Origin of the sequence: Bacillus sp. AFS015802 (genome assembly GCF_002561455.1) — a bacterium.
Taxonomy (GTDB): Bacteria; Bacillota; Bacilli; order Bacillales; family Bacillaceae_B; genus Rossellomorea.
The window spans coordinates 12,598-29,988 of the sequence record NZ_NTUP01000020.1; the positions used below are offsets into that span (position 1 = coordinate 12,598).

17 protein-coding genes are annotated in these 17,391 nt (G+C 43.1%); 6 read left to right on the forward strand and 11 right to left on the reverse strand.

Annotated elements, in window-relative coordinates:
• Nucleotides 1-33: 33 nt before the first annotated feature.
• The 4 genes from nhaC to CN378_RS13640 all read right to left on the reverse strand — a co-directional run bounded on the left by nhaC (nucleotide 34) and on the right by CN378_RS13640 (nucleotide 5,205).
• Nucleotides 34-1,440 (reverse strand): Na+/H+ antiporter NhaC, encoded by a 1,407-nt coding sequence (gene nhaC, locus CN378_RS13625; protein WP_098352769.1) that lies wholly within the window; start codon nucleotides 1,438-1,440, stop codon nucleotides 34-36.
• Nucleotides 1,441-1,934: 494 nt separating this feature from the next.
• The gene (locus tag CN378_RS13630) at nucleotides 1,935-2,963 is read right to left on the reverse strand and encodes an EAL domain-containing protein (protein WP_098352771.1); all 1,029 of its coding nucleotides are present in this window, start codon (nucleotides 2,961-2,963) and stop codon (nucleotides 1,935-1,937) included.
• Between the two features lie 265 nt (nucleotides 2,964-3,228).
• Nucleotides 3,229-4,797, reverse strand: coding sequence for a peptide chain release factor 3 (locus CN378_RS13635; protein ID WP_098352772.1), 1,569 nt, complete (start codon nucleotides 4,795-4,797; stop codon nucleotides 3,229-3,231).
• Nucleotides 4,798-4,971: 174 nt separating this feature from the next.
• Nucleotides 4,972-5,205, reverse strand: a complete 234-nt coding sequence (locus CN378_RS13640; RefSeq protein WP_098352774.1) for a YueH family protein — start codon at nucleotides 5,203-5,205, stop codon at nucleotides 4,972-4,974.
• 171 nt (nucleotides 5,206-5,376) lie between these two features.
• Here CN378_RS13640 and CN378_RS13645 point away from each other — a divergent pair, with 171 nt between their 5' ends.
• Nucleotides 5,377-6,594 carry a NupC/NupG family nucleoside CNT transporter gene (locus CN378_RS13645; protein ID WP_098352776.1) on the forward strand — a complete coding sequence of 406 codons (1,218 nt, stop codon included), beginning with the start codon at nucleotides 5,377-5,379 and terminating at the stop codon, nucleotides 6,592-6,594.
• Between the two features lie 31 nt (nucleotides 6,595-6,625).
• On the opposite strand, the gene CN378_RS13650 is transcribed toward CN378_RS13645, so the two are convergent.
• From CN378_RS13650 to CN378_RS13665, 4 genes are all read right to left on the reverse strand, one after another.
• Nucleotides 6,626-7,708: a GGDEF domain-containing protein gene (locus CN378_RS13650; protein ID WP_179884921.1), complete on the reverse strand. Its 1,083-nt coding sequence runs from the start codon at nucleotides 7,706-7,708 to the stop codon at nucleotides 6,626-6,628.
• A gap of 125 nt (nucleotides 7,709-7,833) precedes the next feature.
• Nucleotides 7,834-9,309, reverse strand: coding sequence for a UDP-N-acetylmuramoyl-L-alanyl-D-glutamate--2,6-diaminopimelate ligase (locus CN378_RS13655; RefSeq protein WP_098352779.1), 1,476 nt, complete (start codon nucleotides 9,307-9,309; stop codon nucleotides 7,834-7,836).
• Nucleotides 9,310-9,492: 183 nt separating this feature from the next.
• A complete protein-coding gene (locus CN378_RS13660; RefSeq protein ID WP_098352781.1) occupies nucleotides 9,493-10,548 on the reverse strand; it encodes a M42 family metallopeptidase in 1,056 nt (351 codons plus the stop codon).
• Between the two features lie 57 nt (nucleotides 10,549-10,605).
• Nucleotides 10,606-10,845: a hypothetical protein gene (locus CN378_RS13665; protein ID WP_098352782.1), complete on the reverse strand. Its 240-nt coding sequence runs from the start codon at nucleotides 10,843-10,845 to the stop codon at nucleotides 10,606-10,608.
• Nucleotides 10,846-10,978: 133 nt separating this feature from the next.
• Between CN378_RS13665 and CN378_RS13670 the strand changes: the two genes are divergently transcribed.
• Nucleotides 10,979-12,370, forward strand: a complete 1,392-nt coding sequence (locus tag CN378_RS13670) for a peptide MFS transporter (protein ID WP_098352783.1) — start codon at nucleotides 10,979-10,981, stop codon at nucleotides 12,368-12,370.
• Nucleotides 12,371-12,420: 50 nt separating this feature from the next.
• On the opposite strand, the gene CN378_RS13675 is transcribed toward CN378_RS13670, so the two are convergent.
• Entirely contained in the window at nucleotides 12,421-13,233 is an 813-nt protein-coding gene (locus CN378_RS13675) for a YihY/virulence factor BrkB family protein (RefSeq protein WP_257141143.1), read from the reverse strand.
• A 153-nt stretch (nucleotides 13,234-13,386) separates the two neighbouring features.
• Nucleotides 13,387-13,962 carry a GNAT family N-acetyltransferase gene (locus CN378_RS13680; protein ID WP_179884922.1) on the reverse strand — a complete coding sequence of 192 codons (576 nt, stop codon included), beginning with the start codon at nucleotides 13,960-13,962 and terminating at the stop codon, nucleotides 13,387-13,389.
• A gap of 212 nt (nucleotides 13,963-14,174) precedes the next feature.
• Here CN378_RS13680 and kynA point away from each other — a divergent pair, with 212 nt between their 5' ends.
• The 3 genes from kynA (at nucleotide 14,175) to CN378_RS13695 (ending at nucleotide 16,011) form a co-directional block, all read left to right on the forward strand.
• Nucleotides 14,175-15,014 (forward strand): tryptophan 2,3-dioxygenase, encoded by an 840-nt coding sequence (kynA, locus tag CN378_RS13685; protein WP_098352785.1) that lies wholly within the window; start codon nucleotides 14,175-14,177, stop codon nucleotides 15,012-15,014.
• 247 nt (nucleotides 15,015-15,261) lie between these two features.
• Entirely contained in the window at nucleotides 15,262-15,462 is a 201-nt protein-coding gene (locus tag CN378_RS13690) for a cold-shock protein (RefSeq protein ID WP_034763568.1), read from the forward strand.
• A 105-nt stretch (nucleotides 15,463-15,567) separates the two neighbouring features.
• A complete protein-coding gene (locus CN378_RS13695; protein WP_098352787.1) occupies nucleotides 15,568-16,011 on the forward strand; it encodes an SACOL1771 family peroxiredoxin in 444 nt (147 codons plus the stop codon).
• Between the two features lie 49 nt (nucleotides 16,012-16,060).
• On the opposite strand, the gene CN378_RS13700 is transcribed toward CN378_RS13695, so the two are convergent.
• Nucleotides 16,061-16,390, reverse strand: a complete 330-nt coding sequence (locus tag CN378_RS13700) for a DUF3243 domain-containing protein (RefSeq protein ID WP_098352789.1) — start codon at nucleotides 16,388-16,390, stop codon at nucleotides 16,061-16,063.
• A 255-nt stretch (nucleotides 16,391-16,645) separates the two neighbouring features.
• Here CN378_RS13700 and CN378_RS13705 point away from each other — a divergent pair, with 255 nt between their 5' ends.
• Nucleotides 16,646-17,383, forward strand: a complete 738-nt coding sequence (locus tag CN378_RS13705; protein ID WP_098353043.1) for an SDR family oxidoreductase — start codon at nucleotides 16,646-16,648, stop codon at nucleotides 17,381-17,383.
• Nucleotides 17,384-17,391: the final 8 nt, after the last annotated feature.

Genomic DNA, 17,391 nt, shown 5'->3' on the forward strand with positions numbered 1-17,391 from the left:
TGACTCATGCGGACAGTCCTTTTATGATACTCTTTAATTCGTTACGGTGCGATCGGTCCCGGTTTGTTCTTTCTTAATGGTCCATCCTGTAAAACCATATAGGATGGTGATGACTGGAGAAATCAGACAGAAGATCGCGAATGGTAAGTACTCAAGGGTGGAAACACCCAAAACGTCTGTCAGGAATATACCACACACACTCCATGGGACCAGGGGGTTCACTACTGTACCTGCATCCTCTAGCGTACGGGATAAGGTCTTCGGATGCAGCCCCAATTTCTTGTATTGAGACTGAAAGGCTTCACCTGTCAATAAGATTGATAAATACTGCTCTCCCACAACAAGGTTGATGCCGATCGCGGAAAGGGCCGTTGTAAGTATCGTCCTTCTTCCCGATTGAATGATGGCAGAAACCTTATTCAGCAATGCCGGTATGATTCCAAGTTTAAATAATAGTCCACCAAGGCTCAGCGATAGGATGACAAGGGAAATGGTAAACATCATTCTGTTCACTCCCCCTCTCGTCAGGAGTGAATCAATGGATTCCACACCCGTCTCTGACGTAAACCCTGAGAAGAGTATCTGAAATAATTCATTTACATGTAACGATTCATGAAAGAAAGACAATGACACTGAGACAGCTATTGTAATGGCCAGTGTGAATAATGCAGGTGTTCTATAGACGATCAATACCACCAGCAATAGGACCGGCAGTATACTATACCAATGAACAAGACCCGTTTGCTTCAAACCTTCCTGCAGCTCATTTAGCTGAACCAAATTGATATCGCTGGTACCCGGTGACAAGAAAGCGAAGGCGATCAGCGTAATGATAAAGGCGGGCACCGTTGTCCATGCCATATTCCGAATATGAGTGAAGAGATCCACTTTGACGATTGACGAAGCAAGATTGGTCGTATCCGATAATGGGGACATTTTATCCCCGAAGAATGCTCCGGAAACGATGGCACCAGCCGTTATCGCCAAGGATAATCCCATTGCTTCACCAATTCCGATCAGCGCCACACCGATGGTTGCTGCCGTAGTCAGTGAGCTGCCGATCACCACTCCGCTCAAGGATGTAAGTAAAAAGGCTATGGCATAAAAATAATGGGGAGTGACAAATTCAAACCCATAAAACATTAGGGTAGGGATGGTTCCGCTGATCAACCAGCTGCTGACAAGAAGCCCTATAAAGAAAAATAGTAGAATGGCCCCTAATCCACCTTGAGCACCGGCAATCATTCCTTCCTCGATGTCTTTGAACTTCACTTTGCGAATCAGCCCATAAACCATCAAAAAGAAGAGGGAGAGAATGATCGAAATATGGGGGACCGATCCCACCCCTATAATACTTACACTGATGATTCCAAGGACAGCAAGTAATACAATGGATGCTTCCGGAACGGCAGGTTTATGAACGCTTTTAATGTTTAACATCTGAACACTTCCTTATCTCTGCTTGAATAGTATCGACTGGGATGGAAGCACAAAAAGAACCCTCCATCCCGGTATAGGGACGAAGAGTTCTCCGCGGTACCACCCTAATTGGAATAAACTCCTGTCATGAATCAAGATCACCCGATCATGACTTCACACAGTATATTCCCACTTCAAAAAGGTTGTCTCTTGATAAACCCTCTCATCACTTAGAGCGTTTATAAACAATGTAATTCAGAAATAAAGCGGACCTGGACTTCCACCTGACGTCCAGTCTCTGATTGCTGTCACACTTTTTCCTACTGCGTTGTTCAAGACAGTGAATATGTGATTGAACGTTAATAAGAGTTACATCGGCTCTTTCACTCTTAAACGCTTTTAAGCTTTTATGCACTAAAGTATTTTATACTAGTATAATATCATGTTATCTTGATTTGTCAAGGTTCTATGTAAAAAAGACCCCCACCGATTTCCGGTAGAGGCCAGGTCACTTTTTATACAAATTGACCCTCTGCAAATGGAGCCATCGCTTCTTCCCTTGGCTTACCTATGAAATAGCCCTGTGCATAATGGATCCCGATATCTTTGCAAAAGAGTAATTCTTCTTTTCTCTCAATTCCTTCTGCGAGTACCAGGATGTCTAATTCATTGGCAACCTTCATGACTTGTCTTAAAAACGTTTGATTTTCCATCACACTATCACAGTGATCGATGAAAGATCGATCAATCTTCACATAATCCGGTTGAAGAAGTGTTAACATTTCGACTGTTGCAAATCCGGAACCGACATCATCAAGAGCTACTTTCATTCCTTCCCTTTTATATACGTCCAGTACCGACCTCAAGTGATCAACATCCTCAATTTTCTCTGTTTCAACCACTTCAAATACAAGATCCTGAGGATTCACGCCAAATTCATTCACAATCTTGAAGGTATGGCGCAAACAAAATTCAGGATTGTAAATAGTAGAAGGAAGAAAATTGATGAAACTTTTCGTTCCAGGATTCACTTGCCCCTGTCTGCACTCGATTGCAGATTTTCTGGCTTTCTGATCCAACATGGAGTGAAAACCTGTGAGGGATGCCGCTTCAAATAGTTCGCCTGGATTGATACGCTTCCTGTCATCTCCTGCACGCAAGAGAGATTCATAACCATAGAGACTTAAGTCTGATAGATCAATGATGGGTTGAAGATGGCTCTTAAACTCTCCACGCTGAATCACCTTTACCATTTCCCTATGTTTAATCAAGTTCAGGAATCTCTCCCCAGGTATGAATGCTGCAGGGTGATCCGAACAATTCAAACTGCATGTCCACCCATCTTTTATCAGTGAATCTTCTATTACTGTCAGTCTTGTATACAGTTCATCAAGATCTTCATATTGAAAAATATATGTACCTTCTTCGGTTTTTCGGTGTTGTCCTGTAAGCGGGATGTCATGGGATTGTTCGTTATGTAAGAAAAAGAAACCTTCCTCATGATACTCCATCTGAACTCCACAGTTCGCACATGTGTACTCCATTGTTACCTCTCTTCCTTCCCTTGAAACAGAATTAAATACCCTTACCTATATACTAAGACTTTTCACCCGGTAAATGCCAGTGATATCCTTTTATTTTAGGAAAAAATCACTTGATAATTGTAAAAATTTACATTTACGCAAAAGATGCACCTTAGAGTCAAGTAAGGGAAAACGGATTTAAGCCATGGTATTCCGGAGTTGCTCTGTGGAATCAAAGACAAAAGCACCCCTCCAGCTCTGTGGAGGGGTGCTTTTGCATATGTGTTTACATTAAGCTGTATAATCGAATTTCCGGGTTTTTATCATTGAACCATCTCATGGCAAAATCGTTCTCGAACAGGAATACAAGATTCTCATGTCGATCCTTGACTAACATGCTTCTTGAGCTTGACATAGATTCTTTAACATCTTCTTCGTTCTCGATCCATCTTGCAATCTTGGACCCAATCGGCTCCATTTTAACATCAACGTTGTACTCATTTTTCATTCTATGCTCAAACACTTCAAACTGAAGCTGCCCGACTGCACCGAGAATGATATCTTCGGTCCGGGTCTTATAATATTGGATGGCCCCTTCCTGAACGAGTTGAAGAATCCCTTTTTGGAAGTGCTTCTGTTTCATGACGTTCTTCGCAGTGACACGCACAAACAGTTCAGGCGTGAACTGAGGAAGCTTTTCATACTTGAAGCCCCCCTTACCTTGGACGAGTGTATCACCGATTTGATACGTACCCGTGTCATAAACCCCTATGATATCCCCACTCACTGCTTCATTTACTGTGCTGCGGTCATCTGCAAGAAATTGAGTGGACTGCGCAAGTTTAATGGATTTACCTGTGCGGGAAAGGTTCACCGTCATGCCTCTTTCAAATTGACCTGAGCATATGCGGACAAATGCAATCCGGTCACGATGGGCAGGATTCATATTCGCTTGAATCTTAAACACAAAACCGGAGAATTCCTCTGCCGTCGGCTCAATTTCGCCTGCATCCGAATTCCTTGGCTGCGGGGAAGGTGCGAAGTGCAAATAGGTTTCAAGGAAAGTCTGAACACCGAAGTTCGTCAGAGCACTCCCGAAAAATACCGGAGAAAGCTCTCCGTTTGCTATTCTCTCACGTGAAAACTGGTTTCCTGCTTCATTCAGGAGCAATACATCTTCAAGTGTCTGATGATAGAGGTTGCTTTCCTTAAGTGGATGCTCGCCTTCAATTTCACCCTCATCGTTTAAAGGAATAAAGCGGTCTTCATCCTCTACACGGAATTGCTCGATCCGATTATGAAATCGATCATAGATCCCCAGGAACTCTTTCCCCATTCCGATCGGCCAGTTCATCGGGTAGGATTGAATTCCCAGCACCTCTTCAAGCTCTTCCAATAACTCCAATGGCTCACGTCCTTGGCGATCGAGCTTATTAATGAAGGTGAAGATCGGGATTCCTCTCATGCGGCAGACTTTGAAAAGCTTTAAAGTTTGCGCCTCGATCCCTTTGGCTGAATCAATGATCATAACCGCGCTGTCCACTGCCATCAACGTTCTATACGTATCTTCAGAAAAGTCCTGGTGACCTGGTGTATCAAGGATATTCACGCGATAATCATCATAATCGAATGCCATCACAGAAGAAGTGACCGAAATCCCTCTCTGTTTCTCGATTTCCATCCAGTCTGATGTTGCAAACTTCCCTGATTTCTTTCCTTTAACGGTTCCAGCTGCACGAATGGCTCCCCCAAAAAGAAGAAGCTGCTCGGTCAAGGTTGTTTTCCCGGCATCCGGGTGGGAAATAATAGCGAAAGTTCTTCTTGACTGAACTTCCTGTATAAAGTCTATTTTCATTCGTAAAATCCTTTCTCGTCATTCTCACTTTCTCATCATATTCGTTCTAAAGTAACAATGCAACAAAGAATCAGGACAGCTGTATGAGAATGCAGGGTTAATTCTTTTTTATAACGATGGTTGTGCGCACGATTGCAGTGCGATTTGCCGTTTAGTATAGTTCAAAGGCGTTCGCTACATCTCAGTTGTCCATTGGACGATCCGGGCACTTAAGGTTTCGGCTGTTTCTTGTGCATTCCTTTCCAATAGAGATTTCAATAATTTTGTATGGATATCCTCCTCTTCATATGTAAATGAATATGACCATTGGATATCCGGGACAGCGACGACAAAAGACTCTTCTTTCTTATTTTCATAAATATATACTTTTTGTTCCATGCCTTCCAAAAAATTTTTTCTGATCTTCATTATTGTATCCCCTTTCATGAAAACGCTGTATTTGCGCATACTATGGACGATGTTGTCCGTACAACTTTCGACAAATCTTGCAATTGTAGGTTGTCAGACGTCTGAAAGAATTGTAAAATAAAAAACCGAAAGCATCAAGTTCATAACATACTTATCGAAGAGGTGAAAGAAGTGCAATATTTATGGGGTATCATGGGTATTATCGTTGTTATGGGAATCGCATTTGCATTTTCCAAGAACAAGAAGCGGGTTAATGTCAGAACAGTCCTTGGTGGACTTGCCATACAGTTATTTTTCGCTTTTATCGTATTAAAGACGTCTTGGGGACAGGGAGCCCTTAAAGGGTTGACTGAAGTGGTGAATGCCATCATCAATTATTCCAACGAGGGGATCACGTTCCTTTTTGGAGGACTTTACACTGAGGAATCAAACATAGCGTTCATTTTTGCATTTAATGTACTTCCTGTCGTTATTTTCTTCTCAGCTTTAATTTCAGTTCTTTATTATCTTAAAATCATGCAATTTTTCATTAAGATTTTAGGCGGCGGTTTGTCGAAACTGTTGGGAACAAGGAAAGCGGAATCATTGTCTGCCGCAGCGAATATTTTTGTCGGACAAACAGAAGCACCATTAGTCGTAAGACCTTTCTTAGCGAAAATGACTGAATCTGAACTTTTCGCCGTCATGACGGGTGGATTGGCCTCCGTCGCAGGTTCTGTGCTTGTTGGATATTCTCTATTGGGCGTTCCATTGGAGTACTTGCTTGCCGCAAGCTTCATGGCTGCTCCTGCAGGTCTTGTAATGGCGAAGTTATTTGTGCCTGAAACAGATGATTCTCCTGAACCTGAAGCGTTTGAAATGGAAGCGGATTCGGAATCCGCCAATGTGATCGATGCTGCTGCTAACGGTGCAAGTGTCGGGCTGCAATTAGCTTTAAACATCGGTGCAATGCTTCTTGCATTCATTGCATTGGTTGCGTTGATTAATGGATTACTTGGATTGGTGGGTGGATGGTTTGGATTCGACAGCCTTTCACTTCAGCTTATTCTTGGTTACGTATTTGCACCGCTTGCCTTCGCAATCGGAGTACCATGGCATGAAGCGGTTACAGCAGGAAACTTCATTGGGCAAAAACTTGTCATTAATGAATTTGTAGCTTATTCAGCTTTCGCTCCGGAAATCGGGAACCTGTCCGATAAAACAGTTGCGATTATTTCCTTTGCATTGTGCGGATTCGCCAACCTTTCCTCACTTGGGATTTTACTTGGCGGACTAGGTAACCTTGCACCAAACCGCAGAGGAGATATTGCCCGCTTAGGATTAAGAGCAGTCGCTGCAGGTGCACTTGCTTCATTATTGAGTGCCGCCATTGCGGGTATGTTCGTATAGTACAAGTATAAAAAAGAAGCCATCCGTCTAGTCAGCGGATGGCTTCTTTTTCGTAATGGCTTTGGGCTGCCCCGGGTACGAACAACCTGTCATCTGCCAGACAAGTCCTTCTCTTGCCCGATTTTTTGGCCACATAAAGCCTTTGGTCTGCAAGGGCGATCAACTTCTCCGGTTCAATGGTTTCTCCGGAATGAGACTGCCCGAAGCTCATGGAAATGGACATAGGCTCCAATGTGTACAACTGATCGTATAATTCATGAAGGAACGCTTGGATGATGCGATCATCCATATGGGGCAATATAAAGACAAATTCCTCTCCGCCATACCTGAACGCCTGTCCATTGTATGCTTCTGCTTGGCAACGAAAGACTTCCCCTGTCTTCCGGATGACGTCATCCCCCGTCAAATGACCGTACACATCGTTCACTTTTTTAAAGTCATCTATATCCCCAAGAAGGAGTGTAAAGGATTCGTTTTCTTCCAATTTGCGTCTGAATCTTTCCTGGAAGGAACGATGATTAAATAAGCCTGATAAATAGTCTTTGTGGGCCAGATGGTGATAGGCTTCTTTTTGGACATAATGAGCACGCTCTCTCAGCATGATCAACGCCCCGAACAAACCAATGATCCATAAAAAGAACAGGTTGGATGTCAGAGTGAAATAATGGTGAAATGCAGTAAGATCGACTGTTACCAACCCCATCACAGCGTAGGTGACACTAAATACAGACAGGGAGATGAGGGCACCCTTCGTCCTCCAATAAATCGTAGCATGCATCACGAATAAAATGGATATCGGATAAAGGGGGCTGTGAATCCCTTCTGATAAGAACATCAGCCAGATCAGTGCCAGAAAATCAAAGACAATCCCCGCTTTCAGGATGAATTGGAGGCTTCGCTTGTCCTCCCTTGCCCTAATCAAGGCGATTTGGGTCACCAGCATATAAAGGATCCCGGATCCCAATAAATAAGGAAAGACCGTATTGTTGGTGGTGATATTTTCTGAAAAGGGAGGTATGTAAAATATGAGCGTGGCGATCAGGACAAACAGCCATCTCAAGGTGGAAAATAATTTTTCCGTTTCATAATCATTTAAATACAACGAAAACTTCATCAGCGTCATTCTCTCATCTTTAATATATAGTTTAAATTTACCAAAGATTGTGAATTCCGTCCATCTCAATATAAAAAAACAGGCCAATCTATTTCATATTGGCCTGTTCCTTTCCTCCGCAAGGGTCAATCGGTTATTCCGTATTTCAGTCTGCTTTCTTCCTCAGCAATTTGTTTATCGCTGTGAGGATATTTCGTATTTTCGATAATTTGGTAATCCTCATGCCCTTTCCCTGCGAAGATGATGATGTCTCCCGGTTCACTAACCTCGATGGCATGCTTAACGGCTTCCTCACGATCCCCGATCAGGGCATATTGTTGGTGCTGCATCCCTTTTTCAAGATCGTGCAGGATACTATCATATTCTTCATACCTTGGATCATCCGTAGTTAAGATGACGTAGTCTGCTAACGATGCTTTTTCAGCCATGGTCGGACGTTTTGTCTTATCACGGTTCCCACCCGTGCCGACGAGGAAGATAATTTTGTTCTCCTTGAACGGCAGGACGGATTGAATGGCATTCTCGATGGCATCAGGTGTGTGGGCGTAATCGATGTAAACGGAAAGTGGTGCCTTCATTTCAACTTTTTCCATTCGCCCATTCACTGGAGGGAGATCATGGACAATCTCCACCAGTTTGGATATTTCCATCCCTTTTGCGTACAGGCATGCCATGGCAGTCAGTACGTTATAGACGTTGAATTTCCCTAAGAGCTTCATCTCCACATCAAAGGTCCCTTCCGGAGAAATCAATGTGAATTTTGTTAAATCATTGAAATATTCTATATCCACAGCCTTGAAGTCGGCGTTTGCATCAAGTCCGAAACTGATGACTTCATGGGGAGTCATGTAGCTGTAACGGTCATACCATTCGTCATCTGCATTCAGGACGACATACTTCGGATTTTGAAGGTCTTGACCCAGTTGGGAGAATAAAAGACCTTTGGCATATCCGTAGTGTTCCATCGTTCCGTGGTAATCCAAATGGTCATGACTCAGGTTCGTAAAGGCCACCACATCGAAGTCGATCCCCCATAACCTTCCAAGCGCCAACCCGTGGGAAGATACTTCAAGGGTGAAGTTTTCAATATTACGATCCAATGCTTGTTGCATCATCTGTTGATTCGTTAAATTATCGCACGTCGTATTTTCACTTGGAAGCATCTCCCCATCCAGGTTAAAACCGATGGTACCGGATAAGGCAGAACTCTGATCGAAACGTTTAAGGATCGAATGGATCAGGTTACTGACCGTGGTCTTTCCGTTTGTACCAGTGACACCAAAAACGGTTAGCTTCTGTGAAGGATAGTCGTAATACTTATTCGATAATTGAGCCAACGCCTTGAACGTGTCTTTTACTACAACCAATGCCGCTTTGCTTAAATCAATATCCAGCTGTTTTTCCGCTACGATTAATGTAGCGCCTTTATCAACGGCCATGGCAGCAAAGTCATGCCCATCCACTGTATATCCTCTTGTGCACACAAACACGGTGCCTTCGGTGACTTTTCTTGAATCTACATGGATGTCGTTTATTTCAGAAGGCAGTTCACCGTAAATGGTTTTTAATTTAATGCATTCTAACAGGTTATATGTATTCATTCGTATACCTCATTTTAATTAATAATGTCTCTATTTTATCTTATCATCTTACGTTTGATAAGAGAAATACCTCCTAAACTTCAGAACAACTTTTCTCACATAAAGGTCACCATACCCGTACACACTATGATTGAAACAAAAAAAGCTTCCATCACCCGTAAAGGGATGATGGAAGGCTGCTGATCATTCAGTGACCATCTTTGATTGTACATAATGCCACAGCAATGTTTCTGTATGAAGAATCGAAGACTCATGTGTCCGCTCATATGCGTGAGAGGCATCGATCCCTGCGCCAATCAATCCATGGACAATATCAAACCCTGCCCGAATGGCCGCAGATGCATCCGAACCATAATAGGGATAAATATCGACCTTATAGTCTATGCCATTCTCTTCAGCCAATGAGACTAAATGTTTGCGCAGTCCGTAGTGATAAGGTCCGCTTGAGTCCTTCGCGCAAATGGATACGGTATACTCATCCGTTGATTGGCCGTCACCGATTGCCCCCATGTCCACCGCCAGGTATTCAATCGTTTCATCAGGGATATTCGAATTCCCCCCGTAACCGATTTCTTCATTATTCGAAATCAGGAAATGGGTTGTGTATGGAAGCGTTATTCCTTCAGAGTGTATATGGCGAATTAACTGAAGAAGCATTCCTACACTTGCTTTATCGTCCAGGTGACGGGATTTAATGAACCCGCTTTCTGTTATTTCAGCACGGGGATCGAACGATACGAAATCCCCCACCTCGATGCCGAGCTCCCTTACTTCCTTTGCGTTCCGTACTTTTTCATCAATTCGGACTTCAATATTCGTTTCATCCCGCTTCGCTTCACCTGCATTTTTGTATACATGAACAGATGTTTGATGCATGAGGATGGTTCCCTTATACGTTTTGCCCGAAGAGGTCTCAATCTGGCAATACTCCCCTTCTACGGCATTCCATCTGAAACCGCCGATCATGGATAAACGCAACCGGCCATCACTCTTGATTTCCTTGACCATGGCACCAAGTGCATCGACATGTGCCGTCAGCATGCGGTGTCTCCCTTTGTCTTCACCCGGCAGGCTGATAATGAGGGCACCCTTTCGATTCCTTCTCATCTCCACCCCTAAATCCGAGAGATATTCCTCTACAAACCGCATGATTGTATTCGTGTTTCCTGACGGGCTTGGGATTTCCACAAGCTCCTTTATCAATTGCATCGTCTTCTTCGTATCTGGATATGTATTCATCTGACTCCCTCCCTTCTCGTATTATACCTTCATTTGCGAGACGACTACAAATGCTATTCACCGAATATTCCATCGAATATCCCGGCGGCGCTTCGAAGATTCCCTTTCGAATTTCTTTCGTTTTCCTTTGTTGAAGGGGTGAAGGAAACCACATTCATCACAGCTGTACATGACCACATCACCACCCACTTTTCTTCCAGTCAGGTGCATCCACTTTGTTTCACCATATTCTTCCCTCATAAATAATTGATTTTCCGTTAACGATTCATGACCGCAATATAAACATCCTTTAAACAAATTCTCCACCGCCCCTTTTTGTACATGCCTATGAAAAGATCGGGAATACTATGAAAGGATTTGGAAAAAAGTTTACTGATCCCCTTTTCTGCTTTAGATCATTACAGCCCATTACATTAGTAGGAGTGATAGAGTGAACTCATCAACGCTAGACAGTTTACCTCAGGGCAAGAAACACCCTAAGGGTTTATACCTGTTATTCTTCACCGAGTTGTGGGAACGGTATAGCTACTATGGTATGAGGGCCTTACTCGTCCTTTATTTGACAACCGCTTTCGTGAGCGGAGGATTGGGAGTCGATCCCGCGAAGGCCTTATCCATTTATGGAATTTATACGGGAAGTGTCTACTTCACCCCTATTTTAGGGGGATGGCTGACGGATCGCTATATCGGTTTGAGGAAGGCGATCACCATCGGGGGAATCACCATGGCATGCGGGGACTTCACCATCTTCCTGACCCACTCCCAGATCGGCTTATATGCGGGACTCGCCCTGCTCGTCCTTGGGAATGGATTTTTCAAACCGAATATTTCCACACTCGTAGGAGAGCTCTACCCACGGAACGACAAGCGTAAAGATGCAGCCTTTACCATTTTCTATATGGGGATTAATCTTGGAGCATTATTCGCACCACTCATTGCAGGATTTCTTGCAGAAGACCTGTTTCTTACCACCATGTCGGATGGAACGATGCACTATGGCTTTAAATGGGCATTTCTTGCATCCTCTATTGGAATGATCACAGGACAGATCATCTTTAGTACATTGAATAATAAATATCTTGGGGACGTTGGGTTGAAGCCGAATAAGATTTTGGCAGAAGAAGCGAATGAAGACCGGAATGTTCCTTTGACGAAGAAGGAAAAGCAGCGTACCACGGCCATCCTTATCCTTGCTTGCTTTGTTGTATTTTTCTGGGCAGGGTTTGAACAGGCCGGAAGCTCATTCACTCTCTATACCAAGAACTTCATCGATCGTGAAGTGTTCGGCTATACGATTCCCGTTGCATGGTTTCAATCCGTCAACCCTTTATTCATCGTGATCCTGGCCCCGATCCTGTCAGGTGTCTGGTTACGGCTTTCACGCTCGAAAAGGGGTGACTTGAATATGACGACAAAGATGGGAATCGGGATGATCCTCCTGGGTCTCGGCTTCATGGTCCTCATTCCGGCTGTCATTCAAACGGGATCCGATGAACAAAATATCACAGTCAAAGCGAACCTTTTGTTTATCGTCTTTACGTATCTGCTTCATACACTCGGAGAACTATTCCTTTCACCTGTAGGCTTGTCTCTCGTCAGTAAAGTAGCTCCCGTAAAAATTGCTTCTCTCCTAATGGGCGTTTGGATGGCTGCCATTGGCGTGGCAAGCTTACTTGCAGGGCAATTGGCTTCCCTTACCGCCACACTGGGATATTTAGAAATTTTCGCCGTCATTGGCGCTGCAGCCATCATACTGGGGTTCATTCTTCTGACCATTTCAAAGAAGCTCGTGGTCATGATGAAAGAAGAGAACCGTGTATAACGTTCCCTTAATATCAAACAAAAATCGCTTGGCACAAAGCCAAGCGATTTCTATTTCAACGTTTTCTCCGCTACGCTTCCGTTCAACAATCCACCGATCAATAGGATCGTGGAGGATATATAAAACCAGACTACCAATGTAATGACACTTCCAAGCTGACCATAAAATTGGGAATAGTCGTTCAGTTTCACATATGTACCGTAAACCCAAGAGACCCCTTGCCATCCAAATGTAGCAATCAGTGCACCTGGAATGACATGAAGAAGCGATATGCGCTTACTTGGAACAACCATATAAAGGAAAACAAAAAGAATGAACATAAAGATGGAACTCAATCCCCACTTCCCGATCACCCAGATTTGACTCCACTCCCCGTTAATTTTCCCCTCGGTAAATCGCGCATGACGTATATACTCCTCAACGACAGGGACGATAAGGGAAAATGAAATAAGGACCATAAAGCCGACGGTCAGCAAGAGATCATACAGCAATGCGATTAAAAAGGGTTTCTTCCTTTCAATTTTATATGCAAGATTTAACGAACGCACCATTGATTGAACAGCCATTGATGAAAGCCATAAGGTAAAGAAAATAGAAATGGATAAGACATCTCCCCTTTGGTCATAAAGAATACGTTCTATATTACTTTGAATAATGGCGTAAGATTTATCAGGTGCAAAAGGTTTAATAAGAAGGAGTACGTTTGTTTCTGAGATGGGGAGATAACTGATCAGTGAGAATACAAATAGTAAAAATGGAAAAATCGATAATAACAGATAGTAGGCCAATTGTGCAGCATGATCAAAGAATCGCTCCTGAAAAAATCGAACCGTCACCATCTTTGAGTGATGTAAGATATTCATGGGTTTAGTCTCCTAATTAGGAAAAGATACTGTTATTTTCCCCTTTCAAGGACGATTCAATCCCTTTTCAACCGCTTTGTATCATTCGTTTTCAATCCGGGATTCTTCCTGCCGACAAAGAGCAAGTGTAATAAAGAGAATCGCTCCCCTTCCTCAACCCTGGTCAGCTATACCATCATGTCTATCCCCAACTTTCCACTCCCCTTCCAATATTCCATAAAGCAGTGAATCTCTCCATCCATCATTCAACTTCATATGATGACGTATCCTCCCCTCCAGAGTCATCCCGACCTTTACTAATACTCTTTCGGAAGGGATGTTTTGAGGATTACAGGTTGCTGAAATCTTATGAAGATTCAACTCAGAGAATCCCTTATCGATCAATGCCCCAGCTACAAGTGTCCCTAAGCCCTTCCCCCAATAGTCTGGATGGAGAATATAGCCGATCTCCCCTCTGCGATGAGCAAAGCTTTTGATGATGAGTTCTCCCGCACCAATCACTTTATTCACCCCCTCATCGACTAAAGCATGAACGTACCTCGTTTGAGGAATTACCTTTTCTTGGTTTAGGACATCCTCGACATAAGCGAGCGTGTCCCTTTCCGTATTCGGTCCCCAGGACTGATATCTGGAAACCACTTCTTGTGATGCATAATCATGAACAGACTTCCAATCCTCTTTCTTTAAACTCCGGAAATACAATTCGGAAGCAAGATACAACCTTTCCATATCATTCACCTCATCCGTTTTTTTAAATTGCACTAATATTAACATGATTTTCTAGATATCGAACGATTTTATTTAAAAAAATGTTCTTCCCCCTGCAAAAATTGGCAGACTGAAGATGGATGAAGGATTTCATCCCTTCTTTCAAGAAATACATATCGGGGACCATATTTTACAGCTCTGTATGTAGCAGACGAAAGAAAGGGAGAATTCTAATGGTAAACAAGAAAGATTCAATGGGTAATGAAGAGGTCTATACGGACTTTATTAACAGGATGACCTATGGTGAATACCTGGGGCTGGATATGTTACTTGACAGTCAGAAGCGGTTATCAGGTCACCACGATGAAATGCTGTTCATCATCATCCATCAAGTCAGTGAGCTTTGGATGAAATTGATCCTGCATGAAATCCGTGCAAGCATCTCTTCCATCCAAAAAGGGGAACTGTCACCTGCATTTAAAATGCTTGCCCGGGTCTCAAAGATTCAATCACAGATCATACATGCATGGGATGTATTATCAACACTCACTCCATCAGAATATGTTCAATTCAGGGACAGCCTGGGCCAAGCCTCAGGATTTCAATCGTACCAGTACAGGATGATTGAATTCGCCCTTGGGTATAAAACGAAGCATGTGCTTGAAATATATAAAAAAGATCCAGATTTATTAGTCCAGCTTAAAGAGGCCTATGAAGCCCCTTCCCTATATGATGTTTCCATCCTGGCTTTGGCGGATGCAGGGTTACCGATTCATGAAGACGTGAAGAAGCGTGATTATAAAAAGCCTTATAGTGAAGATCAGTCAGTACTCGAAGCCTGGACAACCGTCTACCAGAATCCTGATCAGTACTGGGACCTGTACGAATTGGCTGAGAAATTAATAGACCTTGAAGATTGGCTGCAGCAATGGAGATTCCGTCACATGAAAACCGTGGAGAGGATCATAGGTCATAAAATGGGTACAGGTGGCTCCAGTGGTGTCGGATATCTAAAAAAAGTCCTTGATCACCGCTTCTTCCCCGAGCTTTGGAATGTACGGACTAATCTTTAATCCAGCTGCCCCACCGTATTTTTTTTGAGCTGAAAGAATAGATGTAATATTCACGCATTCTATCAGCCCATATTTATTTCAGCCATTCGTCAGGGTTGCCTTTTGCACGTTTACCTGATATTATGTAAGAGAATTATTTTTGTTCGGAATGGAAGGATGGACAAAGTTTTTAAAGCTTTTCGCCTTGAAGTTACATGAGCAAGAATAGTAATACAATTGTGTGGAGAACACACGAGGAGGTAACATTATGTTAGAAGGTACAGTTAAATGGTTTAACGCAGAAAAAGGTTTCGGATTCATCGAGCGCGAAGGTGGAGACGACGTGTTCGTACACTTCTCAGCTATTCAAGGCGAAGGATTCAAAACTTTAGAAGAAGGTCAAAAAGTTTCTTTCGAAATCGTTCAAGGAAACCGTGGCGACCAAGCTGCTAACGTAACGAAAGCATAATTCATGCTGAACCGAAGACTCTACTCTGTAGAGTCTTTTTTCTTTGCCAATACATAAAAAAGTGTATACAATTAGCTTACCATGCTTACTAGGAGGCTTATGTGTATGGCTAGACACTCTTTTCATATATCGACTGATTGGCCGGGACTCAGGAATGATATCGGTACCTTGAGCTCAGAGAATTTTCATACAAAAATTTCAATCCCGTCTGAGATGGACGGACCCGGAATCGGGACAAATCCTGATGAAATGCTTCTCGGGGCTGCTGCTACCTGTTACATCATCACACTTGCGGCGATGCTTGAAAGAAGTCAAATAGAAAAAACGGACTTAACGATGACATCCGAAGGAATTGTGGAAGTGGATAAAGGAGTCATCACATATAGGGAAATCATCCACCGACCTATCCTGACACTGGGTCCATCCACCACTGAAAAAGACATCACACTCGCTAAGAAATTAATCTTAAAGGCCGAACAATCCTGTATGATCACCCGAGCCATCAAGGGCAATGTGACTGTTTCTGTAGACCCTGAAATACATATGTAACCTATGACAAAGGGCACCCGATCGGATGCCCCTTGTTTATGTCCCTATGTTACGATTCGGCGTGAACAAGCTTCACCAGCATATGGGAAAGCATATGCTGCTCTTCCTTGTTTCCCGCTTTCCATAATTCATATAAAAGCTTTTCTTCCCTGTTTTTCGGTTCCTCATGAGCCGCAAGATAGTCCCCTACCTTCTGGGCTGCCTTTGCCTGCTGTTCTTCATTCATCCCTAACTTGTCCGCCAAGGAAACCTTGTTACCTAAGTATTCTTTAAAATGGTCAAAGTTTGAAAGAATATCCTCTTTTTTATCCTGGGACATCCGATCCAGTGTATTGTCTACCTTTGACTCCATCTTTTCCTCTGTAGAATGATTCGCCATCTAAACAACCTCTCCTCTCATTCATCTACTATGTATATTCCCAGGGCAGGAATTACTAAACATCTTTTTCTTATATTTGGAAGTATCTCTACTATATAAAAGCTAGTATTGACCATTCATCCGGTTATACACCGAGGGTATTTCGTACATCTGAAACTCCCCAACTCTCTCTATATTGTTTAACTCTCCAATAAACCGTGTAAACAATAAGGAGGTAAATAAGCTAAAGGATTTTTTAAGGAGGAGAAAATGATTATGAGTTCAAAGAAAGTAGCGATTATTACTGGAGCAAGCAGTGGGATTGGTCAGGCAACGGCAAAGGAATTAGCATCGAAAGACATCACCGTGATGCTTGCCGCGAGACGGGAAGAACGATTAAAGGAATTAAAAGATGAAATAGAGCAGATGGGCGGCACGGCTTATTATCATGTAACAGACGTGACCAACGTCGAAGAAATGGAACAACTGGCGAAAAAAACGGTGGAAGAAGCCGGACAAATCGATGTATTGGTCAATAATGCCGGACTGATGCCCCTGTCACTTATCAATAAACGCAAAATCAAAGAATGGGACCAGATGGTTGATGTAAATATTAAAGGGGTACTCTATGGAATAGCTGCGGTTCTTCCTTATATGGAGGAGAAAAAATCAGGACACATCATTAATATTTCATCGGTTGCCGGTCATAAAGTGATGCCGGGCAGTTCTGTTTATAGCGGGACCAAATATGCCGTCCGTGCGATCACGGAAGGATTGAGGCAGGAAATGAACGCATCCCATAACATCCGGACAACGATCATCTGTCCTGGGGCTGTAGCGACTGAGCTGACTGAAACGATCACAGATGAAGATATCCTAGCCGGATTCAAGGATCGTGACATGAAGCCCCTCGACAGTGAGAATATTGCCAAAGCGATTTCTTATGCCGTCGAGCAGCCAAATCATGTAGACGTAAATGAGATCATTGTACGCCCAACCCAACAAGACATGTAAACAACAAG